Here is a 23,755-nt window from a genome sequence, read left to right as displayed (position 1 = left end):
GCGGTCAAACTGCGCTGTTGTTGACAAGGCTACCCAGATGCAGGGCCATTAGATGCCCATTGCCGTAGGGAGTGGATTCAATGAGTATGGCGGCACAGATATCAATCTGTATCGCTGTATTGTTTATTGAGAATTGTTAAAGAGCGAAAGTGTTCCAAATGATCTTTATTTGTCAGGTAAGCGCACTGCATGAATTGAGCCACCATTGGTGGCAAAATAGATGATGCCATCCTGAATCGCAGGTGTCCCAGGAATCGGATCATCAGTAGGGTAGCGATAGACACGCTCACCTGTTTCTTCATCAAGGCCAATAATGCTACCCGCTTGTGTTCCTGCGTAGACGACTCCTTGATAAGGTACCATCGCCCCTCGAACTGGCCCGATGGTGGGCACATCCCAAACAGGATAAAGGTCACGTTTGGTTAAAGCATGAACTCGTGAATCTCTTGATGGAATATAAATGTATTTATCAGAAGCTGACAGGCGCCCAGGGCTTGCACCAGCTTCAATGCGGTAACGTCCTAAAATAACACCACTTTCAGCATCAAAGGCATAGACATCGGCTGCTGTTGAATGTTGAACTTTGTTGACTGTATAAATTACACCTTCATCATAAACCAGTGAACGAGATGTGCGAGTGGGCTCTACCGAGTCTTTTTGATCTGGCTGCCAATCGGAAGCATGCTGCCATTTTATTTCATCGCTTATCAAGTCAAAAGCAAACACATGTTGATCCATATTTTTCATGTATAGCATTGAATCATGGAAGGAGAAATGAGAAGATAAAGAGCGTGTCATATCACCTTCAATATCACTATCAATAATTATTTCTTCCTCAGTGCCAGTGATTTCGCTTTTGTATAAACCAGATGACGTTGAATAGTAAACCTTTCCATTAAAAAAACCATTCGAATAAATTAAATCCCCTCCTTTTATGTTAATCAACTTGCCCTTATTGCGATCAATAATATGGAGCCGTTCTTCATTCTGACAGCTAGTCACTGTTTCGGGATATAAAGTCTGATAGCTGGCGGCAGTTATCGCAGCGATATATTTTTCGTAAATAATTATTTTTTTTAACGTTGTAATAGGGCATCCCAAATCTAACTTCCAATTCAGATCTCCATCAGTGGAAAGTGAATATACGTGATTAGCCTGATCCGTGAAGTAAATATTATTATCATGCAGCAGCATACGGCTGGTAGAAAGACTTAAGGTTTTAAAGCTCCATATCTCACTTTGACGATGGCTATCTTTGATGTATAAGAAAATAGCACTCAATACTGATAATATAAAAAGCCATATCAGTATGTATTTGAAATTTGAACGATTCATTTCAATCATGACATTAATATTTTTTAACTTTTATGCGGTTTAGAGCAGTCGGACTATCACATTTCAAACGATCATAGTCAGCTTGGCGTTGCTCTATCATATCCTCTATGAGGGTATGATTCTGTTCTAAACGATCCCTATAATCCTTATCGGCCTTCACTAAGCACTGATTGTACTTTTTTTCTATTTCTTCATTACTGTAAGGAAGTGCCATTTGATTTTTTCTTCTTACTTTGCAATCTGTAATATTACTGTCCTTACTTAATGCTTCCATTTCTTTACGATGTTTATCAATCTCAGGTATTCCTTGTTCCATTGCATCACTCAACAACTTACCTTGTTTATAACAGTAGAGATCCCGACCTACTACGCCCACTTCAACAGCTACACTAACAGGGTTTAACCCCAATGGATCAACCCACCCCTTTGGATTACTCACATAGGCATAACTGTTCATCCCACCCGCTAATCCGATGGGGTCCTGAGTGATATAGCGCCCTTGCCTCGGATCATAATACCGATAGCGGTTGTAATAGAGCCCGGTTTCTTCATCCAGCCATTGCCCTTGGAAGCGGATCGGTTGTTTCAGGTCCGGGACGGCTTTTTCGTCTCGGATCGCCGCCCAATCATCCGGCTTGCCGGTCCACAGCAGGTGTCCGTCTGAGCCGATCAGTTTCAGCGGGGTGCCGAGGTGGTCAGTGACAAAGGCGCTGTAGTGAGTGTCGTATGTGGGCTTGTCTGACTGATCCTGTGGCTCCCTGAGCATCCAGTGTTCATCAAACGCTTCGGTGCGTTTGGTTTCATCCACTCTGAACAGTGGGACAAAACTGCCAGGTTCGTAGAACACGGTGGTGCGTTGATCGCCGTTGTCTTCATGCACCAGTTGATCGCCGTCCCAGCCGTAGCGGATGCTGTGGCTTTGGCTGCGTTCGGGGATGATCTGTTTGCAGATGCGGCGCGACAGGGCATCGTAGAGGTAATAGGTTTTTGTGGTGGGATAGCCGGGGCGTTGGCGTTCAACGCAGGAGAGACGGTGCAGGCCGTCATACTGCAGGGTTTGCAGATCCTGAGATGCACGGCGCTCTATCAGGTTGCCAGCATCATCGTAGCGGAACTGTGTATGACCCAACTGCTCAAGGCGGTTGCTGTGACAGGCGGTGGGGTCAGCATGGGCGCCGGAGCCGACGCGGTTGCCTTCCTTATCCAAGGTGTAGTGCTGTTCGGTGTTGCGGGTCGGGTAGTGAGGGCTGTACAGCGAACTGCCGGTCAAACGCCCACTGGGGTCATACTGATACGCCTGGGTCTGTTGCGTGATCAGCGGCTGACCGGACTCCAGTGGCGGCACGGACTGGGTGATGCCGGTCAGGCGGTAACGGGCATCGTACTGGTACTGGTTGATCTGGATTGGGTCGGAGTGATCACTGAGTGGTTGAGTGCCACCGAGGTAGATATCGCGTTGTGCTGCCAGTAAGCCAACGGGGCTGTAACGCCGCTCACGCTGCATTAAGGGTTGTGCCTGAGAACGTGCCTTGATCTGGCGCTGTTGCTCGCGGTGCAATGCATCCGGCTCCAGCGTCATCTCCAGATTACCCAGACGCAGGGCCAGCAGATGCCCGCTGCCGTAGAGGAGGGCCCCCATGGCATGCTCACCCTGCTGCGAGATCCGGGGAATGCCCTGAGCGTTGTATTCCGTTTCGTTACGCCACTCCCAAACCACCAGATCCGTGGTCAAGGGGGGCAGAAGCTGATCATTGTGTTCCGGTGGATTAGCCTCGGCATATTGCAGCGCGAGGTGCGCGTTCTTATGCCATTGCTGTTCTATCAGGCGTGCGCCGGTGGGGTCGTAGGCCCACTCCACCCGGGCATAGATATTATCCGCCTGAATCATCCGACCGGCGGCATCATAACGATACTGCTCCAGCAGCGTCGGCGACAACTCGGTGGCGGGCAGTTCACGGGCCAGCAAGCGACCTACGCCGTCATAATACATCTTGGTTGTGTGCGTTTCAGCGTTGACCACTTCCTGCTGCTGGATCAGATCGCCACATCGGTTATAGGTATAGCGGCGTTCCCGACCATCAAAGCCGACCTCGCGCACCACCCGATCCATCACATCATATTCAAAGTGGTAGGATGCGCCCTGGGCATTGATGATCTCCGTTAACCGACCGGCGATATCGTAACGATACTGACGGGTATGGCCATTGGCATCGGTCTCGGCGATGACCTGGCCTTGGTCATCATAGCGCAGGGTCTGGTACACCCCCTTGGCATCGCTGGCCTGGGTCAGCAAGCCGTGCTCATTATAGGCGTACTTCAGTTGGGTGCGATCCGGCAGGGTGACGCTGATGCGCTGGCCAACAGCGTTGTAGGCAAACTCAGTGATCTGTTTCAGTGGATCGGTGGTACGGATCAACTGACCCAGTGCGTTGTAGACATACTGGGTGGTGTGGTCGGAACAGTCAGTGATACTGGCGAGCTGACCGAGGGATGTCCAGGTATAGCGATGGGTTGCGCCCTCGGGATCGATCCAACGTGTGGGGCGATCGGGTAACGCCCGGAGTCCGTACTCGAAGCGGGTACGGTGCTCATTGGCATCGATGATCGACGTGAGATTGCCCCGATCATCATAGGTAAACTGGCGCACGGCATTATCGGGTGTGGTCACCTTGGTCAGACGGCCCAGAGGGTCGCGTCGGTACGTATAGATCTCTCGGGTGGGCAGACGTAAGCTGCTCAGATGGCCCAGGCTGTCGCGCTGGAAGACAGTAACTCCGCCCAGCGGATCGATCTCAGATATGCGCTGACCATCGCCGTTGTAGTTGAAATGCAGTTCACTGCCATCGGCCCGGTGGTGGGCGTGCCAGCGCAGACCGGGGCCGCTGCCGACGAACGCATAGCGTTCTTCACGCCCGAGGTTGTCGGTCACGCTTGTATGGGTGGGTTGATAGTCATAGGTGCGGGTCAGGCCGTCCACCTCTATCTGGCGCAGCACCTTGCCTTCGGGGGTGTGCTCGCTCCATTCGTAGCGCATCGTCAGGCGCCCGGGGACGGTATAACCGGTCAGGATATGATTCTGCCACTGATACTGAATCACGATCCGGTTGGCCCGGTCATGCACGGCGATCAGGTCACCACTGGCGTTGTAGCTGAAGCTGACCAGCGTGCCGACCGCCTCATCGTCGCTGCTATCTACAACACCACCTACAACACCACCTGCCACATCACTGGCCACCTGCAGATGATCAGATAGCAGACTGACCGAGGTCAGGCGGACACCGGGATCGCCGTCTTGCAACGCGGGCGACGACTGGTAGTGAAAATGATACCGGCGTCCGGCGCTGTCGATCACCTGTTGGATATTACCGGCAGCATCGCGTTGATACTGGGTGCAGTAGCCCTGATGCGTGTACTCAGCGGCCAGTTGCCAGCTGTCAGGGACAGGGCCAGGCTTTAACAGATACACCCGCTGGCCGGTAGACACGAAGTAGTAGGTGTCATTCAGCGTATCGATCTCGTTCAGGCCCTGGAACGCAGGGTGCTGCAGCGGGTGATCCTCGGGTGACCAGAGACCACCGCGGGCGAGCCAGAACTGCTCGGTGTCGGAAAACGCCATGCAACCGGATTCAAGCGCGGTAAAGCGTATACGCCGCCCGTGGGCATCCTGCAGGATCAGGGAGGGTTTCGACTGTGCAGCGGAGTCGTCATTGGGTGCTTCAGCAGTCAGATCAGGGATACCCGCTGACTCAGAGGCCGCCTCAGACGCGTCTGATTCCTCCTCTTCAGGCGGCTCCAGTGTCAGCCGGAGATTGTTCCCCGTCACCGACCAGCCCTGTCCCAGAATCCCGACCTGTGCATTGCTGGACACATAGCCGCGGCTGAAAACAAACGGAGCTGGTGCCGGCAGGGCAAAATCGGTACTGGCGGGCAGAAGTTTGGCGCCGAGAATGGGATTGACCGGGTTGCCGCAGCTCGGGGAGCAAGGTGCAACTGTATCAGCTTCGCCTTCACGTGGCGCACCGACGGAGCCGCCACCGATCAGTACCGTGCCCAGCCCCTCGATAATCACACCACCGCAGGAAGTGCCATCCAACATGCGTGCCGCTGGTCGGCCATTGATAAATACGCTGGAGGAGCCGGTGGTGATCACCGCTGGAGGCGTACCACATGCCACCGTATCGCCCACACGTGCCGCCGGATGATTACCGATGAAGACATCCGGAGAGCCGCTGGTGATCGGGGTGCCTTTGCTGGTAGTGGACGAACAGACGTGTTTGTCGCCTAAGCGGGCGGCGGGCTTGCTCATGAAACGCTCCTTGTTGAAAATGACTCATGCGGGCTCCTGCATGAGGCTGCCTATGACCTGAATAGCAGCGGCGAAACTATAACGTGAGTTGGATTGTTTGCCAACTCCCTCTCAATATCCAGTACTTCTTAATATGGCGACTTTTTTCTCACCTTGAGATATGGGCGCATATTCACAAGGAGTTGAATTCAGGTTTACTCAGTGGCTGTCGCTTTTTTATCAACTGGCGGCTCCTGAAGTCTGGCTGTTTCAGACAATTCCTGATTCTGTGTACGTTTCATCATGCGTGTTTTCTGATGCAGAGCGGTTTTGGCCATCATGTGCGCACTGACGGGTGCGGTGATAAACAGAAACAGCGTGATCAGCAGCTCATGCACACTCAGCCCACCTCCCTGAATCGTGAACATGATCATGGAGGCGATCAGCAGCCCGCCCATTCCCAGAGTGGTGGCTTTGGTAGGGGCATGCAGGCGCGTATAGAAGTCCTGCAGTCGTATCAGTCCGACCGAACCCACCAGCACGAACAACCCTCCGATCAACAGAAAGATACAGATGATCAACTCGATGAAAAAATTCATGCGCACTGTGTCCTTATTCGATGATATCGCCGCTGAGCAGGTACTTGCACAGAGCGGCTGTACTGACAAATCCAAGCATTGCAATCAGCAGGGCAGCCTCGAAATAGAGAGGTGATCCCAGCCACATACCAAGCAGAATGATCAGGGCAATGCAGTTGATATACATGGTATCCAGCGCCAGGAGTCTGTCTGGTAGCTCAGGTCCGACAAAGAGCCGCCATAGATTCAGAACCAGAGCAATACAGACGATGGCACTGACCAGGTTGATGGTGATGGCTAGCATTCGAAAATCTCCTTCAATGGGGCTTCATAGCGCTGCTTGATGGTGTTGATCAACGCTTGCTCATCCTTCAGGTTAAGTACATGCACATAAAGATAGCCACGACAGCTGGATACTTCTGCGCTGACCGTGCCGGGGGTCAGAGATACGGTACTCGCCAGCAGGGTGATCGGCAGTTCTGCATTCAGGTCCAGTGGAATAGCGACCATGGCTGGATTGAGATTCTCCAGAGGCCCCATCACCTGTATTGCGACCTCAATGTTGGCCGTGACGATATCGCCCAACACCAGCAAGCATTGTTTGATGGTCAGCCAGGGTTTATGCATGGCGGGTTGTGGCTTGCTCAGACCTGCCGTCAGCAGCGGAATCACTAAGGCCAGAAATGCGCCCAGCACAAGGTGTCCGTTATCGATGGTGTTGTTCAGCAGCAGCCAGGTGATAAACAGCAGAATGCTGTGATAGGGCATTGGCAGCCAGCGGTAGGTGGGCTTGGCTTTCATTTTGCACCTCCCGGAAGGTAAAGCGGCAGTAATGCATCAACCGAATAAGCTGTGTCATGCAGTTGTGTTGCTGCGGCTTGCGTCAGCTCGGTCATCGGTCCGCCGAAGATGACCAGCAGAGGCGACGACAACAGTAGTATGGCAACCGCCATCAACTGGATTCTCCTGGCTGGTTCGCCATCGCGCGCCGTGCCGGTGACCTGCCAGAAGAGCGTCGTGCCAGCCCGCGACAGAGCGATCAGGGCGGCAAGTCCGCTGAGGAGTATCAGAGGCCAGATCCAGGCCATCTCGGACGCAGTCTGAGCCGCCTGCATCATCAGTGCCTTGCCGACGAAACCGGACAGTGGGGGCATGCCCACCAGTGCCAGTGCGGCCACAAAGTAGAGCCCACCCAGCAGGTGTCGTTGCACCATGCTGCGAGCTGGAACAAAACGATCGCCTGCCTTGCCGCGCTGCTGTGCGATCAGGTCGGCGATCAGGAACATCGCAGCGGAAACAAGTGTTGTGTGCAGCAGATAGTAGAGTGCAGCAGCGGTGGCATCGACACGCCCAAGCGCTGCAGCCACCAGCAGGGTACCGACCGATATGATCACCAGATTGGCGGTCAGCATTCTCAGATTCGGGCTGGCCAGAACTCCGGCAGCACCGATCAGTAGCGTCAAAAGTGCCAGTGGCCAGAGCCAGAACTGAGCGATATTGGCCAAGGCACCTGCTTCATCACCGAAAATGACGGTATGAACACGGAAAATGCTGTAAATTCCTACTTTTGTCATGATCGCAAACAGTGCTGCAATCGGCGCGCTGGCCGATGAGTAGGTGCGTGGCAGCCAGAAATGCAGTGGCAGCATCGCTGACTTCAGCCCAAACACGATCAGCAACAGCAGACCGGCAACCTTCACAATTGCCTGCTCGGCAGGATCGAGTCCGCGGACCTGTACGGCCATATCGGCAATATTCAGCGTGCCGAGAATGCCGTACATGATGCCCAGTGCAAACAGGAAGATGCTGGAGCCCACAAGGTTGAGGATCACATAGTGCAGGCTGGCCTGGGTTTTCTGCTTGCCGCCACCATGAATCAGCAGAGCGTAGGAGGCGATCAGCAGGATCTCGAAGAATACGAAGAGGTTGAACAGATCTCCGGTCAGAAATGCTCCGTTGACGCCTGCAATCTGCAGCAGCATCAGGGTATGGAAATGCATCCCTTTCTGATCATCTCCGGCACAACCATAAAGCAGGGCAGCCAGACCGAGCAGGCTGGTCAGGGTCACCAGCAGCGTTGCCAGAGGATCAGCAATCAGGACAATACCGAAAGGTGGCACCCAGTTACCCAGAATATACAGGCGCGTGCCTTCGGTATAACTGCTGTGAAGCAGCACAATCGAAGCGATCAGCAGCAGCGAGCAGATACTGATGGATGCGATACGTTGACGTGACAGCGTGTTTTGCAGGGGCGGCAAAACCAGAAGCAGTCCACCGATCATCGGAATCAGAATGGGAAGAATCGCCAGATGCAGCATCAGGATTTCTCCCGCTCTTGACGAGATGGAGCTTCCGGCAGGCGGCCGTCGACATGATCATTACCCAGATCCGCTCGGCCACGCAGAGCCAGGATCACGACATAGGCCGTCATGGCAAAGCCTATCACGATGGCAGTCAGCACCAGTGCCTGGGGTAGTGGGTCACTGTAACGCTCAGCACCGCTGATCACGGCAGGCGCATCAATGCTCAGGCGACCACTCGAGAACAGGAAAAGGTTCACGGCGTAGCCGAGGAGTGTAAGCCCGACCACAACCGGAAAGGTACGCCCACGCAGTACCATGAATACGCCGCAGGTTGTCAGAACACCCACGCAGAAGGCAAACAGCGCTTCCATCAATCACTCTCCTTAATGGTCGCTCGGTGTGAAGTGGTCAGCTTGCCAAGATTGGCAAGAATCAGCAGTGTGGCTGATACAACCGTGATATAGACACCCAGGTCAAAAGCGATGGCACTGGCCAGTTCGAACTTGCCGACAAACGGCAGCGAGAAGTAGTCAAACCAACTGGTCAGGAAGGGTTTGCCAAAGAGCCAGCTTCCCATACCTGTCAGGGCTGCGATCAATACGCCGACTGCAACTGCCCACTCATAGTTGATGCGCAGGCGTGGTTTCACCCAATCCACTCCGTGGGCTATATACTGCAGAATAATCGCTACGGCAGTAATCAGGCCGGCAATAAAGCCCCCGCCCGGCAGACTATGGCCTCGCAGGAAAATATAGACAGATACCAGTAGTGCCAGTGGCAGCAAGGCCTGGGATACGGAGCCGAGAATCATCGGGTGACTGTCGCGCGTCCAGGGGCGCCCCTGCTCATCACCGGACGGCATGAACAGGCGCATGCGGTTGATCAGCTTGAAGATACCCAGAGCAGCAATGCCCAGCACCAAGGCTTCGCCCAAGGTATCAAAGCCGCGGAAATCCACCAGAATCACGTTGACGACATTGGTGCCACCGCCACCGGATACACTGTTATTGAGGAAGTAGTCCGAAATGCTGGACAGGGGGCGCGTCAGCATGGCGTAGTTGATGGTGCCGATAATGCCACCGATCAGTGCAGCGATACTCAGATCCCGTACCACTCTGCGAGGGCTGGATTCCTTGGGCGTTTTCTGCGGCAGGAAAAACAGTGCCAACATCAGCAGAATGACTGTCACCACCTCAACCGACAACTGTGTCAGCGCCAGATCAGGCGCTGAGAAGTAGGCAAACGCTACGGATACGACCAGCCCGACAACCGACAGTGTGATCAGTGACAGCATGCGTTTGCGGTGCCAGACGACTGTTGCAATGGCTGCCATTACCATGATCGCAGCCATGGTCAGGGTAAACAGATCGACCGGCAACTGGGGTCGCAATCCTTCAATCTCGTAAAGACCAAGCAGCGGCTTACCGGCAAAGATCACCACCATCAACAAGAGCAGGAACATGTAGCGCTGCAGTGAACCGTTGTCGCACAGATCAACGAAACGACGGCAGATATCGACCAGCTTCACGATGGCATGTTCAAAGATCAGCTTGGCATCCGGTTCAGGGAACTGGCTCTGGAATTTGAACATTTTGCGGCGGTTATGATAGATGATGATGCCGAGTGCCAGTGCCACAAAACTCATCAAGAGCGGCAGGTTGAATCCGTGCCAGATCGACAGGCTGTACTCAGGAACATCTCCGAGCAGCACGGCAGAGGAGGCGGTGTGCAGTAAGCCCCCCACGATAAACCCGGGGAAAATACCCACCAGCAGACACAGTGCCACCAGTATCTCGACCGGTACCTTCATGAAGCGTGGAGGCTCATGAGGTGTTTTGGGCAGGTCTTCCGGCTCACCATTGAAAAATACATCGTGAATAAAACGCAGCGAATAGGCCACCGAGAAAACTGCCGCCAGCGTTGCCAGCACAGGGATCATCCAGGACAGCGAACCCAGTGTGTGCTGGTGCAGGGTTTCGGCAAAGAACATCTCCTTGGACAGAAAGCCGTTCAACAAGGGCACGCCGGCCATGGAGGCGGCAGCCACCATCGCCAGAGTGGCGGTGTGGGGCATATATTTCCATAGTCCGCAGAGAATGCGCATATCTCGTGTGCCGGTTTCATGGTCAATGATGCCGGCCGCCATGAACAGAGAGGCCTTGAAGATGGCATGGTTGATGATATGAAAAATCGCAGCGACTGCCGACAGTGGCGTACCCAGCCCCAGTAACAGTGTAATCAATCCCAGATGACTGACCGTGGAATAAGCCAGCAGTCCTTTGATATCGTGCTTGAACAGGGCTACGTAAGCACCGATCAACAGGGTGGCAAGACCGGTCAGGCTGACGGTGACAAACCAGATATCGGTGCCAGCCAATGCCGGATAAAAACGTGCCAGCAGGAATATACCCGCCTTGACCATGGTCGCTGAGTGCAGATAGGCGCTGACCGGTGTCGGCGCGGCCATCGCATGCGGCAACCAGAAATGAAAGGGGAACTGTGCCGATTTGGTGAATGCACCGAGTAACACCAGGCCCAGCGCGATGGGGTAGGCTGCATGCTCTTTGATCAGATCGCCACTGTTCAACACCACTTCAAGATCGTAGCTGCCGACAATTTTCCCGATCAGGATCAGACCACCCAAAAGGGCAAGACCACCGGCACCTGTCACGGTGAGCGCCATACGGGCACCCTTGCGCGCATCAGAGTTATCCGACCAGAAGCTGATCAGCAGGAACGAACTGATACTGGTCAGCTCCCAGAACATCCATAGCTGGATCAGGTTGTTGGACAGCACTATTCCCAGCATGGCTGTCATGAACAGGATGAGATAGGCGTAGAAACGGCTCATCGAGTCTTTGGATGACAGGTAATAGCGAGCATAGAGGATGATCAGCAGACCGATGCCGAGAATCAGCAGCGAGAAAAGCAGCGCCAGTCCATCCAGACGGAAGGAGAGGCTCATGCCGAGTGCCGGTATCCAGTTGACGGTTGCGATAAGCGTTTCACCACGGAACACGCTGGGTGACATCAGCAGAACCAGAATCAACGCCAGAGCCGGAGCTACGGCTGTCGCCCAGGCACAGCGTGTGCGTCCAAAACGCTCGGTGAAGAGCGGCACCAACACACCCAATGCAGGCAGCAGGGGTATCCAGAACAAACTCATAGGGGTTGTATGCTCCGTTCGAAAACTGGTTGAACTTGGTTAATATCTGGTAGATCTCTGGTTGAAACCTACTTGAAGCGCTCTTTGAATAAAAGGGCCTGGAATCGCTTCGGAGTGCGTCGACCTGCTGTTCCAGATATTAAAACGGGACAGACACCGGAACAGGTTATGCGACTTCTTATTGTTATCCTGGTGGCTCAAAATAGAGCCATCGAAGTATAGCGGTAATGATTAGAGTCTACAATTAGTGCTTATAAACACTTAACTCGCTGATTGTATTAGGGAATATACGTATAATATGCTCAGTTGCAGCAGTGGTTTTGATGAAAAGCAACCTTTTCAGTCGCGTAAAAAGTGTTTTGCAGTCTGTATGACACCTTCGCGCAGTCGACGCATCACCGGGCTTTCGGTTTGCCAGTAGTGCCAGTAAAGCGGTACATCCAGGCAGTAATCAGGCTGGATATCGCACAGTAAACCCTTTTTTATCAGTGAGTCGGCCTGAAGTTCCGGCATCATGCCGTAACCCAGTCCAGCCTGTGCCAGTTGCATGAATCCCTCGGATGACGGGCAGAAGTGCACGCGTGCAGGTGCACCAAGACCTGCCTGCTGCAGAAAACGGTGCTGTAGCTGGTCGTCATTATTGAAAATCAGACAAGGCGCCTGCTGAAGCCCTTGAAGCAGATCTTCATGCAGTCGGTATTGTGAAATGAAATCAGGGCTGGCCAGAGCTCGGTAACGGAAGTTACCCAGAAACACCGATTTCCCGCCATTCACCGGGTTCCCTTCCGCACAAAGGCAGGCCATCACTTCACCTCGTCGCATACGACTCAGGCCGACATCCTGATCCTCCACCACCAGATCAAAGGTCACTTCATCGCGCAGGTGTGAAGCGGCCAGTGCCTGTGCAAGCCAGGTGGCAAGGGAATCGGCATTCACTGTCAGGCGGATCACCAGATCCCGAGGCATCCTGTCATTGACCAGCCCAAGGCCGGCCTCAAGTTGTCTTACCTGCTGATAGTGGTTGTTCAGGCGGATACCGAGATCGGTCGGCTTCGGTGGAGTCGAGCGTTGCAGAACAGGCTGCCCCATCTGATTCTCCAGCTGACGAATGCGCTGACTGATCGCCGACTGTGTCAGATGAAGCTTCTGTGCGGCTTTTTCAAACCCGCGCTGTTCGATTACGGCAGCGAGAGCACTCAACAGGCGATAATCAATCATAAGTATTATTAATGTATCAGTATTATTATTCGTTGGATTAATAATAGCGGCAGGCCTAAGCTCTGTCACTCAATAGAGTGAGGAGCAAGAGGGTATTATGGGATCACTGCTAACCGGATTTGTTGTCGCACTGGGCCTGATCATAGCGATAGGGGCGCAGAATGCCTGGGTGTTGAGTAAAAGTATCCGGGGTGAGCATCCGCAGGTGATTGCGGCAGTGTGTATCACGATAGATACCTCATTGATCATTCTGGGTGTATATGGTCTGAGTATCGTGCAGGGCTATGTACCGCTGCTGGTGCCGGTGCTGACCTGGTTGGGGATTGGCTTGCTGAGCTGGCTGGCTATCGGTGCTTTTCGAAGGGCCTGGCAGGGCTCGAGCGGGCTGCAGACAAACGCAGCTGGCCCGACTGCAAGTGCTGGCGGTATTGCGTTGCAGGCGATGATGATCTCGCTGCTCAATCCGCACGTCTATCTGGATACGGTCATACTGATCGGCAGTGTTGGCGCACAACAGGCGGCTCCAGCGTTGTTTGTCCTGGGTGCGGCGATGGCATCCTGCTTCTGGTTTGTGTCGCTGACCAGCATGGCGGGGCGGTTGAGCCGTTTTCTCAGCTCACCGACCCGCTGGCGCTGGTTTGACTCAGTGATCGGATGCCTGATGTTGCTGGTGGCGGCGTCCCTGCTGCCTGCCTGATCACGGCATGCTTCAGAAGGCGGTGCCAGGGATCGGCTCCACCTCACTGATTTGTCCGGTCTGCACCTTCCACTGCTGGGCATAGAGTCCGCCAGCGGCAATCAACTGTTCATGGTTACCCTGTTCAATCAGTTCACCCTGATGAATCACGACGATGTTGTCGGCATGCACGATGGTCGACAGTCGGTGTGCAATCATGATCACCGTGCGCTGGTGTGCAATATGCCTGAGTGAGCGCTGGATGGCGGCTTCCGTTTCGTTATCCACGGCACTGGTTGCTTCATCCAGAATCAGTATGGCGGGGTCCTTCAGCAAGGCCCTGGCGAGTGACAGGCGCTGACGCTGCCCACCGGACAGGCGCACGCCTCGCTCACCAACTGCCGTGTTCAACCCTTCTGGCAAGCGGGTGATGAACTCCCAGGCCTCGGCCGAGCGGGCGGCGTCAATGATCTGTTCGTCGCTGGCATCGGGTCTGCCGTAGGCGATGTTGTCGCGGATTGTCCCCTCAAACAGAAACACCTCCTGACTGACCAGTCCAAGGTGGCCACGCAGGGCCTTCATATCCAGGGTTTCGATCGGCGTTCCATCCAGAAATACTCTGCCCTGATCCGCCTGGTGAAAGCGCAGCAGCAGTTTGATCAGCGTTGATTTTCCCGACCCGGTTGCACCGACCAACGCGAGGGTGGTACCGGCTTTGACGGTCAGACTGATATCCTTGATACCGGCCTGGCTGGAAGGGTAGGTGAAACTGACCTGATCAAATACCACTTCCCCTCTGACCGTTTCAGGTAGCTGCTTCAGATGGCCGTTGCTGACATGAATCGGAGTGTGCAACAGATCCAGTATGCGTCGCGTACTGGCCATGGCACGCTCAAACAGATCAATCACCTGGGCCAGACCGGTCAGTGGCCAGAGCAGGCGCTGAGTGAGGAAGACCAGCACACCATAGGCGCCGACATTCAGTGTGCCATCGAGTGTTTTCAGACCACCGACAATAAAGGTGGCCAGAAAACCCACCAGAATCGCCATGCGGATCACAGGAATGAATGCGGAGCTGATTCTGATCGCCTGGCGGTTGGCTTCAACATAGGCTTCACTGCTGACCCGCAGGCGCTCTGCCTCCCGGTCCTCGGCCGTAAAGCTCTTGATGGTGGCTATGCCGCCGATATTGTTGGCCAGGCGGCTGGCCAGTTCACCGACCTTTTCCCGCACATCCATATAGAGTGGGCTGGCTTTCTGCTGGAAATAGAAGGCGCCCCAGATGATCACCGGAATCGGGGTGAAGGCCAGCAGCGCGATCTGGGGGGACAGCACAAGAAATACCGCGCCTACGGCCAGCACCGTCACCACCACCTGGATCATCGCATTCGCGCCACCATCCAGAAAGCGCTCCAACTGATTGACATCATCATTCAGGATCGACACCAGACGACCGGAGCTCTGCGACTCAAAATAGCCCATATCCAGTTGCTGCAGATGCTCATAGGTGTCCTGTCGCAGATCGGCCTGCAGGCGCTGTGCAAGATTTCGCCACAGAATCTGATAGAGATATTCAAACAGGGATTCACCGGCCCAGATGAAAAAGGTCAGGACGCCCAGCATCATGATCTGTTGCTCCGGCGTGACAAAACCCAGGCGAGCGACAAAACTCTCATCACGATTGACGACCACATCGATGGCGATACCGATCAGAATCTCGGGTGCTATGTCAAAAATCTTGTTGATCACCGAGCAGGTGGAGGCTGCGATGATACGACGGCGATAGCCGCGAGCGTATTGCAGCAGGCGCCACAGAGCTTTGAAGCTTGAAGTGCTGGACATAAGAAGAATCCAAGGGAGTTAGAGGTCAGGTATCTGTATCGGGAAACTCAGCTACCACAAAACAATCCTCTCCCAGATCCTTCAGTTCTGCACAGAGATTGGCAGCCTCGCTGCGCTCGGCAAAAGGACCGGTCAACAGACGATATAACCAGCGTCCATTGGCATTGTTCAGCGGTTTTACGAAGCCCTTATGGGTATTGCGATCTATTCTGGCATGTATGCGCTGTAACTCTCGCTGGGCAATAGTGGCATCAGCCAGTGCGCCACTCTGAACGAAATAGCCTGCTGGTACGCTTTCGCTGACCTCTTCGAGCGGAGCGGTTGGTGAGGTCAGAGCAGGTGATGAGGGCCGCGCAACTGATGATGACAGTGCGACAGGTGAGGGTGTCGGTACAGAGCGAGGTTGAGTGCGTGCTGCCACAGCCTGACGCATCACCGGCAGGGATTCTCGAAACTGACGTGCAACCTGGATCTGCGTGCTGTCGAGCTTCTCCTCCAGAGATCTGAGTGTGTCCAAGGCTTCTGGAAGGTCTGCATCGGCAGCCAGACTGGTCCATGCATGGGCTCGTACCAGATCCGGCTGGCCTTTTTCCTGACCGCTGATCTGGCCATTAAGATAGAAAAGTCCCAGCAGATGCTGCGCACGAGGGTCACCGCTGCGGGCGGCTGTTTGCCACCAGTAATGTGCAGAATCCAGTCGTGGTGAGTCTGGGAAGTCCAGATAGTAAAGAGTACCCAGTTCGGTCTGGGCGGCGAGGTGGCCCAGTCTGGCAGCCTTGAGCAGATAGGACTCTGCTAGTGCTACTTCTGATGGCTTGCTAGCCTGCAGTCGATGCTGCTGCCCCTTTCGGTACTGAGTTTCGGCATCACGTGCTTGCGCGGTTACCGGCAAGCACAGGAAGATGGCCAGCAGAAAAACTGTAAGGGGCTGTCGGTTATTGATCTGCAGTTGCATAGCTATGCCTGTACTCCATGAAATTCCTTGGCTGCACTCTTTTTGCTGACCATAGCATATTATGACTGCTCAGTAATGGATCCCATCGAGACGCTGGCGCCGCCATCAATGATGAGTGTGTCGCCATTGATGAAGCTGTTCTCGGCAGATGCCAGAAACATTACGGCGCGAGCCACTTCGATACTGCTGGCCACTCGCCCGAGGGGAGTACTGCTTTGCCAGCGTGAACGGGAAGCCGAAGTGCCCTCCTGCATACCGGTTGATACAGGGCCAGGAGCCACCGCATTGACCAGTATGCCGTGAGGTGCCAGTTCGACAGCCAGCGCTCTGGTCAGTGAGAGCATTGCACCTTTACACATCGCATAGGCAGCGCGCTGATCGGTTGTTCTCAAGCCATGCACGGATGTCAGATTAACGATACGGCCACCACCAGAGGTTATCATCAGCTCAGCAGCTGTCTGCAGTGCGATAAAACTGCCAGTGATATTGATGTTGACCATCTCAAACAGGCTTTTCTCGCTGAGCTCCACAAACGCACCGCGTCGAATAATTCCGGCAGCATTAATGCAGCAATCCAGCCTGCCGTCTGTGTCGGCCAGGATTTTGAAAGCGGATCGAATGCTTTCTGAGTCACTCAGGTCACAGGGGATGAACTCGGCTCGGCCGCCAGACCTCTGCACCAGCTCTTCCATCAGCCGATGACGATTGCTTTCCAGGTCGAGCAGATACACCTTATCCCCCGCCTTGATCAATTCAGCTGCGATGGTGCTGCCGATACCACCACCGGCACCGATGACAACGGCAACTCTGCTTGGCATTTGCGTAACTCCACTATATATTCGAGATTCTTAATTAATTATGACAGGATACTGTCACACTTATCATCGCTATAGAAAACATTGATCTATCAAAATCATGCATTATCCAAATAGTGTTCCATAAAAATAATGAATGAACAGATTTTCCTTCATTGGAAAATACAGGAGTTACACATGTCCGGATTCAGACTTTTCCCTTCAGCACGTCATCTGCTCACCGCTGCGGTTATTGCCGTCAGTGCGACAGCCGTTACAGCTCATGCCGAAACCCGTGTCACCTATAAATCAGCCTCTGCCGGTACAGCCTATTATCAGATGGGTGTTGAGCTCTCTGAAGCGATTCGTATCGGCACCGGTGGCGATGTCATACTGACGCTGGAAGAGAGTCAGGGCTCGGTGCAGAACGTCATGGAAGTGATGGCGCGCCAGAGTAACTACGTATTCACCACGCCGCCAGGCTTGATCAATCAGGCCGTAGCAGGTGAGGGGCCTTTTGCTGAACGCCAGAGCGAGCGCTTTAAAGATATCCGTGGGCTCTTCCCGATTCCTGCCATCACCATGCACTTTGTGGTCGCCGATGGCGATGGGGTGATCGGTCTTGAAGAGCTGGAGGGCAAGCATATTCTGATCGGGCGCGGAACCTTCGGAGCTCGTGAAGCGGAACGCTATCTGGAACTCTTTGGCCTGACAGATAAAGTCCGCGTAGCCGATGCTCAGATAGGCAGTGGCCCGGATGCGCTGAAAAATGGCCAGATAGATGCCTTTGTCACAGCCAGCTCCTTTCCTACGCCCAACGTCATTGAAACCGCTGCCAGCAAAAAGATCAGCCTGGTCAGCCTGACCGACGAGCAGATAGCCCTGACCGGTGCGGCACGCCAGACCATCCCCGCAGGCACCTATACCGGTGTTGATCAGGATGTTCAGACCACCTCTTTGCCGGTTATCGCCTATACCACGACCGCTATGGACGATGATACTGCTTACACGCTGACCAAAACCTTCTGGGAGCGTCGTGATGCGATGGCTGCTGAAACCGCCTGGTGGGGAAGTATCACGCCTGATATGGTCGCCAATATCGCCGGTGGTATTCACCCGGGTGCGTTGCGCTATTATGATGAAGCCGGAATCGCAGTGCCGGATAGCCTGCGCTGATCCACTGAATCTGCCATGGCCGAATCCGGCTGTGGCAGGCTTTTGCCTGACCGGGAACGCAGGATATGTCGATTTCATCTGCAACAGAACTCTCCACAGCAACATCTGCCAATACTGAACTGTCCTTTCATCCAGCCTGGGTTGTACTCGGGGCGATCACGATGGTCTTTCATCTGGGACTGATCTTTTACGGCCTGACGCCTGCGTTGATCAGCCGCCCGATACATCTGGCGCTGGCACTGCCCTGGATACTGATCTTTGCCGCCCGCACCCGCTTGCAGCTTTACAGTGGCTGGGTACTGACGCTGCTTGGTATGGCGGCTTGTGCCTATATCGTGTTCAATGAACGCGCCTTGTCCAATCAGTATGGATTTATCGATACTCCCCTACAGATGGTCATCGGTGTTTTTCTGATTGTTCTGGTGCTGGAGGCCGCGCGACGTGCCATAGGTTGGCCGCTGCCGATGGTGGCGGTTGTCGCATTGATGTATGCCGTCTTCGGTGAGCATATTCCTGGCCAGTTCGGTCATCCGGGGCTGCCGATGCAGAGCTTTGTCGGTACCCTGACCATTGCCGAAGGTGGATTGTGGGGATCTCTGACCGGTGTCAGTGTTGGCGTGGTCGCCATTTTCGTGATTTTCGGTGCCGTATTGAATGCCGGTGAGGCCGGGCGAGGCTTCATGAACATGGCCAACGTGGTTGCCGGACGTCTCAGTGGCGGTGCTGCGAAGGTGTCGGTGATCTCCTCAGCGTTGATGGGTTCGATCTCTGGTTCCGCATCTGCCAATGTGGCGTCCACCGGCGCCATCACCATCCCCAGCATGGTCAGGCTGGGCTATCCGCGTTCGCTGGCGGGTGCTGTCGAAGCTGTGGCCTCATCTGGTGGGCAGATCATGCCGCCGCTCATGGGAGCGGGTGCGTTTGTCATGGTCGAGCTGACCGGAACCCCCTATACCCAGATCATGGCAGCAGCGCTGTTGCCGGCGATACTCTATTTCGTGACCGTCTGGGTCGGGATCAATGCCTATGCCACGCGCCATGAACTGCGCCCTCTGGCTGAGAGTGACAGGCCAAGCAGCAAGGAGGTGTGGATCACCTCGCTGTTCTTTGCCGTGCCCTTTGCTCTCCTGCTGGAACGTATTTTCCTTGGCGGCTATACACCCCAGTATGCAGCCAGTGTGGCGATCTTTGCCGGTATGCTGTTGCTCTTCTTTGATGTGAAGCTGAAGTTCTCGATCAGAGGATTCGGCAGAAAAATGGCCGAAGCGGCGGTCACCTCGGGCCGGCAGGTGGCGATCATCGGTGCCATCATCATCTGTGCGTCGCTGGTGATCGGCGTGCTCTCGCTGACGGGGCTTGGCGTCAAGATCACTTCGGGCATCCTGTCGCTCTCGAACCAGATGCTCTGGCCGGCACTGCTGCTGACCGCGCTGGCCTGTCTGGTGCTCGGAATGGAGGTGCCAACTACTGCGGCTTATGTGATCTGCGTGTCGGTGGCGGGGCCGGCCTTGATAGCGCTGGGGCTTGAGCCGCTGCTGGCACACCTGTTTGTGTTCTGGTTTGCGCTGCTGTCAACGATCACACCGCCGGTCTGTGGGTGTGTGTTCATTGCGGCAGGGATGGTGGATGAGAACTGGCTCAAAGTCGCGATCAAGGCGATGGCGCTGGGGATAGGTCTCTATATCATCCCGCTGGCGATGGTCGCCAATCCGGATGTGATTCGCCTTGCCTTTGATCCAACAGCGGCGATCTATGACGGCGTCAAGATCGCTATCGGTCTGACGGCTATCTCCTACGGTGTGATTGCGCGTCGCGCAGCCTGGTTGCGACTGCTGCTGGTGGTGATCGGTGCGGCTGTGATCTTTGCTTTTTAAGTAAGCTGAGAGTTATGTAAGTCAGTGTTAAGTGAACAGCGAGCGGATGCGGGGGCGTGCTACGCCTCCATGCCCGCTTTGTGCCTGCCGAACAACACCCATACATCCAGCGCAGCACCCAGAGGTTTGAGCAGCCTTAACTGATCCGGGTGCTGCTGCAGTACCTCTTCGGCACAGATGCCAGCTTCGATCTCCCCGCTCAGCAGTTGCTCAGCCACAGTGACAATGGAAGGAAGATCTATCTGGGTAGAGAACTCACTCAAATCTGTGTAGTGGCGTGTGGCAGGCTGCAGTCCGAGACGCTGCGGGTGTGGGGTATCGGTGCGTGCCAGCAGGGCCAGAGGTTTGCTCTCATCAATAAAACAGTCTATCGGAAAGGCGCGATGCATGAAGCGCCCGACGCATTCACCGTGTGAAGGGTGAGCGGTGCACTGTAGCAGGTAATCAATGCGACCGCTGATCAGATCCTGAAACGCGTCTTCAAAGTGGCTGATAAGCAGTATCTCGGCCTGCAGGAGTTGCTTGCGTTGTATATAGCGTGTCAGCACCAGTTCGTGATTACTGCCGGCAGGGCCGAGGGTTGCGATGCGCATGGGTGGCTCCTGAATCGGTGGTCCTGAATGGTCATGTATCGGCTGGACGTTATCTGGTTTATTCATAAACCACGTAGATTTTGCGGCAGTAAACCGGCACTTCCCAGGAGCCACTGAACCCGGCAGGTATCAGAAAGTGATCGCCGGCACAGACCTGTTTGCTGCCACCCTGGCCGTCATGAATGATCGATTCTCCTTCCAGAATGTGGCAATACTCATCTTCCGTATACTGAATGCGCCAGTGTCCGGCCTGGCAATCCCAGATGCCACTGTGAAAGCGCTCATCCGCGGAACTCATCAGATTCCAGACGCGCTGAACTGGGCTGCCACTGATGATTTTATGGGCATCTGGCAGGAATGAATCAGTATCATCTGCTGGCAGGGTAACATCGATCAGATCTGTAATATTCATAGAGGCTCTCGGTGATGGGTGATCAGTTCGATCATTACACTGCTTTGAGCTTATTTCAAGGCTGCAATATTCACAAAGACCGCGTGTCGAAATGGTTCCGGTGAGATGATTTTGCAAGCTTTGGTGTGTAGAGGGGATAGGCAACATCAGCTCCATGAGCTGACAGTACTTTAAATTTACTGATTTGAAATGGTGGGCCCACCAGGACTTGAACCTGGGACCAACGGATTATGAGTTTGAATATTAAACCATAAGTCTTTATAAATCAATGGTATATTGGTATAGTTGAGCGTAAGGGAAAGTACTTTGGTGACAGTAAGTTAGCGTATTTTTGGGTAAGGTGAGCAAGCTTATGGATGTACCAGTACTGTACCGATGCGAGTCGCTATGTTAATGTTTGTTACTATATGCAAAGTAGATCGATAGTATGTTCAAGTAGTTAGTGTTGTATTTGAACGGTAGATAATACCAAGGAGGGACGCGTGGTTAGTTCGATTTTTACCTATATTCCGGTTATAAAATGGCAGCGCTGGGAACAAAAAGCGCTTGAAAAAGTAGACAGTACTATAAAGTCGCGACTGCTGCCTTGTATCGAAGTGCGTGATTCAGATCAGCATAAAAATATACTATTAAACTTAAACACAGTTTGGCCACATGAGACTCTTGTGGACTATGCCAACCCTTCAGGTAAATTAACTTCAAGTCGTAGTCATGAATTGTTGTTTTTTTTAAATAATTCAATTCAAAAATCTATGCCTGTAAGACCGGTGTTTAGTCCAGCTGATATAATTGCTATGGATTCTAAACTATTGAGTACTGTAACTAAAGTCTCATATATTGTAATTAGATTGCGGAAGGACTCTCTACTAATTAATGATAATGATGTAGTCCTAGTTAAACGAGCAGTTAAAGTTTTAAAACAATCGAATATCTCTTATAAAATTATTGTTGATTTAGGAGTTAGCCCTCTCTCTTGGAGTGAGGAGGATGTGGATTTATTTTCTACATCTATTCAATCATTAATGAACTTTGACGCATTAAGCTTGCATCTTATATCAGGAGCTTATCCAGAAAGTCTTGCGTCAATTAAAACTGGTGTGGCAACTTTTAGGCGGCGGGATTGGGATTTTTGGACTGTTGTCTCAGGAAGGATTGATAAAGCTATAGGCTATGGAGATTACGGTATATTGGCTCCAGGCTGGACTGAAGACATAAAACAATTGCGTAGTAACCGAATCGCTATACGATATACGCGTGATAACGATTGGCTTGTTTTGAGGGCTGATGGAAAGACTACGCAAGATTCTATTGCAATTTCTACGATTCTTGTGAATAACTACTCTTCAGATTTCAAGGGGCGTGGATATTCGTTTGGCGATGATTTGATTGCGGACCGTGCGGATGCAAACATCCCTGTTAAGAATAAGAAGTGTGGCCACTATCATATAACAGAAGCATGGAGTCACCATATAGCATACGTTCTTAAAGAGCAGTATTGATTCTTGAATAGTACCTTATCTATTGTTTCTAGAAAGTAGACATTTTTGTACATTTATTCTTAACTCGCTAAGACTAAGGACTTCCGCTACCTTGGCTTGAATAACATAGAGACTTTTGCTTTTGAATCCTCTGGTTATACCCTTATCATTAAGGATGCTAAGCGCTTCTTCTCGATTTAGCAGTGTAGCTAAAACCTCTGGTTCATGCCTTTTGTTTGCACGTGCTTTCCTAATTTGTTTGAATGGTTTACCTTGGGATTCAGGTATTACAATGATTCCCCACCATGCAGGTAGCATTGGCCTTGCTTTTTCTAAGTGTTTTGCCGCCGTGACGAGGGTGATGTGATCGAAAACTCTGGCATATCTGGATCCCTGTCCTACAAGGCGCTTGAGGGAGTCGCCCGCGCTTTTGATCTCGAAACAATGCATATCCTCAACTCTGACCAAATCGGCACGCACCTCTCCTCCGCTCAAGGAAAGCTCTTCTAAAAATACAGTAGATACACCGGGAGACGATGCTCCTAGGTGTTGAGTAAGTGCTTGCTTGATTTCGGTTTCGCGCATATCTGGGTCTCTCGGAACGAGCTTTATTTTGCCATCTTTGAGCCATGCTCGTCTCGTCTAAACCTTGAAAAAGTGAATTTTTTACATTCTAAGTGCGTCAAATATGCTACAATAAGGCAGTTGAGTAAAGTCAGACCAATGCCCTATGTAAGTGATGAGCTGTAGTGCTGCTTTAAGAAAAAATATTGTGCAGCAAGTGATTCACGAGCCAGTCTAGTAGGGTTGCATGAATCACAGCTGCATAAAAAACAATCTATGATTAGCCAGAGAAGCTCAGTAAGACCTTTGTTGAGCAATTTAGGAGTCCAAGAGCTTTTCTTGAACTTGAAGCCTGGGGTGCTTGACCATATTTAGTAAGCCGCGATTTACATGTGCTTTAGATGACCTCGAAGCTCAATGGCTTCGTGTATCGACCTAACATAAATTACGGCCGGGTTAATAATAACATGCTCTTATACATGCGTTTGCTGGTGTTTGATACAGTA

19 protein-coding genes are annotated in these 23,755 nt (G+C 53.0%); 4 read left to right on the top strand and 15 right to left on the bottom strand.

What is annotated here, in order from left to right; all coding sequences use genetic code 11:
* Positions 1–165: 165 nt before the first annotated feature.
* From F7R27_RS08615 to F7R27_RS08575, 9 genes are all read right to left on the bottom strand, one after another.
* On the bottom strand, positions 166–1,335 hold the full coding sequence (locus tag F7R27_RS08615) for an outer membrane protein assembly factor BamB (protein WP_168927464.1): 1,170 nt from the start codon (positions 1,333–1,335) through the stop codon (positions 166–168).
* Between the two features lie 13 nt (positions 1,336–1,348).
* Positions 1,349–5,641 carry a PAAR domain-containing protein gene (locus F7R27_RS08610; RefSeq protein ID WP_151703840.1) on the bottom strand — a complete coding sequence of 1,431 codons (4,293 nt, stop codon included), beginning with the start codon at positions 5,639–5,641 and terminating at the stop codon, positions 1,349–1,351.
* Between the two features lie 194 nt (positions 5,642–5,835).
* Positions 5,836–6,219: a Na+/H+ antiporter subunit G gene (locus F7R27_RS08605; RefSeq protein WP_151703839.1), complete on the bottom strand. Its 384-nt coding sequence runs from the start codon at positions 6,217–6,219 to the stop codon at positions 5,836–5,838.
* A gap of 13 nt (positions 6,220–6,232) precedes the next feature.
* Positions 6,233–6,502 (bottom strand): K+/H+ antiporter subunit F, encoded by a 270-nt coding sequence (locus tag F7R27_RS08600; protein WP_151703838.1) that lies wholly within the window; start codon positions 6,500–6,502, stop codon positions 6,233–6,235.
* Positions 6,496–6,999 carry a Na+/H+ antiporter subunit E gene (locus F7R27_RS08595; protein ID WP_151703837.1) on the bottom strand — a complete coding sequence of 168 codons (504 nt, stop codon included), beginning with the start codon at positions 6,997–6,999 and terminating at the stop codon, positions 6,496–6,498. The genes F7R27_RS08600 and F7R27_RS08595 overlap by 7 nt, the downstream gene beginning before the upstream one ends.
* Positions 6,996–8,516 carry a monovalent cation/H+ antiporter subunit D gene (locus F7R27_RS08590; protein ID WP_151703836.1) on the bottom strand — a complete coding sequence of 507 codons (1,521 nt, stop codon included), beginning with the start codon at positions 8,514–8,516 and terminating at the stop codon, positions 6,996–6,998. The genes F7R27_RS08595 and F7R27_RS08590 overlap by 4 nt, the downstream gene beginning before the upstream one ends.
* Complete coding sequence (locus tag F7R27_RS08585; protein ID WP_151703835.1) at positions 8,516–8,872, bottom strand: Na+/H+ antiporter subunit C; 357 nt, start codon at positions 8,870–8,872, stop codon at positions 8,516–8,518. The genes F7R27_RS08590 and F7R27_RS08585 overlap by 1 nt, the downstream gene beginning before the upstream one ends.
* Positions 8,872–11,667: a monovalent cation/H+ antiporter subunit A gene (locus tag F7R27_RS08580; protein WP_151703834.1), complete on the bottom strand. Its 2,796-nt coding sequence runs from the start codon at positions 11,665–11,667 to the stop codon at positions 8,872–8,874. The genes F7R27_RS08585 and F7R27_RS08580 overlap by 1 nt, the downstream gene beginning before the upstream one ends.
* A gap of 339 nt (positions 11,668–12,006) precedes the next feature.
* On the bottom strand, positions 12,007–12,885 hold the full coding sequence (locus F7R27_RS08575; RefSeq protein ID WP_151703833.1) for a LysR family transcriptional regulator ArgP: 879 nt from the start codon (positions 12,883–12,885) through the stop codon (positions 12,007–12,009).
* A 97-nt stretch (positions 12,886–12,982) separates the two neighbouring features.
* On the opposite strand from F7R27_RS08575, the gene F7R27_RS08570 reads away from it, so the two are divergent.
* Positions 12,983–13,582, top strand: a complete 600-nt coding sequence (locus tag F7R27_RS08570; RefSeq protein WP_151703832.1) for a LysE/ArgO family amino acid transporter — start codon at positions 12,983–12,985, stop codon at positions 13,580–13,582.
* Between the two features lie 12 nt (positions 13,583–13,594).
* Here F7R27_RS08570 and F7R27_RS08565 read toward each other — a convergent pair whose 3' ends face one another.
* The 3 genes from F7R27_RS08565 to F7R27_RS08555 are packed head-to-tail and all read right to left on the bottom strand — an operon-like array spanning position 13,595 to position 17,176.
* On the bottom strand, positions 13,595–15,403 hold the full coding sequence (locus F7R27_RS08565) for an ABC transporter ATP-binding protein (RefSeq protein WP_151703831.1): 1,809 nt from the start codon (positions 15,401–15,403) through the stop codon (positions 13,595–13,597).
* 25 nt (positions 15,404–15,428) lie between these two features.
* Entirely contained in the window at positions 15,429–16,358 is a 930-nt protein-coding gene (locus tag F7R27_RS08560) for an SPOR domain-containing protein (protein ID WP_151703830.1), read from the bottom strand.
* A 59-nt stretch (positions 16,359–16,417) separates the two neighbouring features.
* A complete protein-coding gene (locus F7R27_RS08555; RefSeq protein ID WP_151703829.1) occupies positions 16,418–17,176 on the bottom strand; it encodes an SDR family NAD(P)-dependent oxidoreductase in 759 nt (252 codons plus the stop codon).
* A gap of 174 nt (positions 17,177–17,350) precedes the next feature.
* Here F7R27_RS08555 and F7R27_RS08550 point away from each other — a divergent pair, with 174 nt between their 5' ends.
* On the top strand, positions 17,351–18,328 hold the full coding sequence (locus F7R27_RS08550; protein ID WP_151703828.1) for a TAXI family TRAP transporter solute-binding subunit: 978 nt from the start codon (positions 17,351–17,353) through the stop codon (positions 18,326–18,328).
* A 65-nt stretch (positions 18,329–18,393) separates the two neighbouring features.
* Positions 18,394–20,202, top strand: coding sequence for a TRAP transporter permease (locus tag F7R27_RS08545; protein WP_151703827.1), 1,809 nt, complete (start codon positions 18,394–18,396; stop codon positions 20,200–20,202).
* Positions 20,203–20,261: 59 nt separating this feature from the next.
* Here the strand turns inward: F7R27_RS08545 and F7R27_RS08540 are convergent, their stop codons facing one another.
* Together F7R27_RS08540 and F7R27_RS08535 are read right to left on the bottom strand one after the other, a co-directional pair.
* The gene (locus F7R27_RS08540) at positions 20,262–20,795 is read right to left on the bottom strand and encodes a hypothetical protein (RefSeq protein WP_151703826.1); all 534 of its coding nucleotides are present in this window, start codon (positions 20,793–20,795) and stop codon (positions 20,262–20,264) included.
* 58 nt (positions 20,796–20,853) lie between these two features.
* Positions 20,854–21,207 carry a cupin domain-containing protein gene (locus F7R27_RS08535; protein WP_151703825.1) on the bottom strand — a complete coding sequence of 118 codons (354 nt, stop codon included), beginning with the start codon at positions 21,205–21,207 and terminating at the stop codon, positions 20,854–20,856.
* 482 nt (positions 21,208–21,689) lie between these two features.
* On the opposite strand from F7R27_RS08535, the gene F7R27_RS08530 reads away from it, so the two are divergent.
* Positions 21,690–22,706, top strand: coding sequence for a beta family protein (locus F7R27_RS08530; protein WP_151703824.1), 1,017 nt, complete (start codon positions 21,690–21,692; stop codon positions 22,704–22,706).
* 15 nt (positions 22,707–22,721) lie between these two features.
* On the opposite strand, the gene F7R27_RS08525 is transcribed toward F7R27_RS08530, so the two are convergent.
* Complete coding sequence (locus F7R27_RS08525; RefSeq protein WP_151703823.1) at positions 22,722–23,270, bottom strand: sce7726 family protein; 549 nt, start codon at positions 23,268–23,270, stop codon at positions 22,722–22,724.
* Positions 23,271–23,755: the final 485 nt, after the last annotated feature.

Source organism: Nitrincola alkalilacustris (assembly GCF_008973755.1).
GTDB classification, from domain to species: domain Bacteria; phylum Pseudomonadota; class Gammaproteobacteria; order Pseudomonadales; family Balneatricaceae; genus Nitrincola; species Nitrincola alkalilacustris.
Note: the sequence above shows the minus strand (reverse complement) of the source record. Positions and strands in the feature narration are given on the sequence as shown.

Excerpts from the sequence above, each read along its gene's own strand:
- F7R27_RS08590 (WP_151703836.1), bottom strand. The coding sequence starts at position 8,516 with ATGCTGCATCTGGCGATTCTTCCCATTCTGATTCCGATGATCGGTGGA.
- F7R27_RS08600 (WP_151703838.1), bottom strand. The coding sequence starts at position 6,502 with ATGCTAGCCATCACCATCAACCTGGTCAGTGCCATCGTCTGTATTGCT.
- F7R27_RS08615 (WP_168927464.1), bottom strand. The coding sequence starts at position 1,335 with ATGAATCGTTCAAATTTCAAATACATACTGATATGGCTTTTTATATTA.
- F7R27_RS08550 (WP_151703828.1), top strand. The coding sequence starts at position 17,351 with ATGTCCGGATTCAGACTTTTCCCTTCAGCACGTCATCTGCTCACCGCT.
- F7R27_RS08555 (WP_151703829.1), bottom strand. The coding sequence starts at position 17,176 with ATGCCAAGCAGAGTTGCCGTTGTCATCGGTGCCGGTGGTGGTATCGGC.
- F7R27_RS08545 (WP_151703827.1), top strand. The coding sequence starts at position 18,394 with ATGTCGATTTCATCTGCAACAGAACTCTCCACAGCAACATCTGCCAAT.
- F7R27_RS08610 (WP_151703840.1), bottom strand. The coding sequence starts at position 5,641 with ATGAGCAAGCCCGCCGCCCGCTTAGGCGACAAACACGTCTGTTCGTCC.
- F7R27_RS08525 (WP_151703823.1), bottom strand. The coding sequence starts at position 23,270 with ATGCGCGAAACCGAAATCAAGCAAGCACTTACTCAACACCTAGGAGCA.
- F7R27_RS08535 (WP_151703825.1), bottom strand. The coding sequence starts at position 21,207 with ATGAATATTACAGATCTGATCGATGTTACCCTGCCAGCAGATGATACT.
- F7R27_RS08560 (WP_151703830.1), bottom strand. The coding sequence starts at position 16,358 with ATGCAACTGCAGATCAATAACCGACAGCCCCTTACAGTTTTTCTGCTG.
- F7R27_RS08580 (WP_151703834.1), bottom strand. The coding sequence starts at position 11,667 with ATGAGTTTGTTCTGGATACCCCTGCTGCCTGCATTGGGTGTGTTGGTG.
- F7R27_RS08585 (WP_151703835.1), bottom strand. The coding sequence starts at position 8,872 with ATGGAAGCGCTGTTTGCCTTCTGCGTGGGTGTTCTGACAACCTGCGGC.
- F7R27_RS08565 (WP_151703831.1), bottom strand. The coding sequence starts at position 15,403 with ATGTCCAGCACTTCAAGCTTCAAAGCTCTGTGGCGCCTGCTGCAATAC.
- F7R27_RS08570 (WP_151703832.1), top strand. The coding sequence starts at position 12,983 with ATGGGATCACTGCTAACCGGATTTGTTGTCGCACTGGGCCTGATCATA.
- F7R27_RS08605 (WP_151703839.1), bottom strand. The coding sequence starts at position 6,219 with ATGAATTTTTTCATCGAGTTGATCATCTGTATCTTTCTGTTGATCGGA.
- F7R27_RS08540 (WP_151703826.1), bottom strand. The coding sequence starts at position 20,795 with ATGCGCATCGCAACCCTCGGCCCTGCCGGCAGTAATCACGAACTGGTG.
- F7R27_RS08575 (WP_151703833.1), bottom strand. The coding sequence starts at position 12,885 with ATGATTGATTATCGCCTGTTGAGTGCTCTCGCTGCCGTAATCGAACAG.
- F7R27_RS08595 (WP_151703837.1), bottom strand. The coding sequence starts at position 6,999 with ATGAAAGCCAAGCCCACCTACCGCTGGCTGCCAATGCCCTATCACAGC.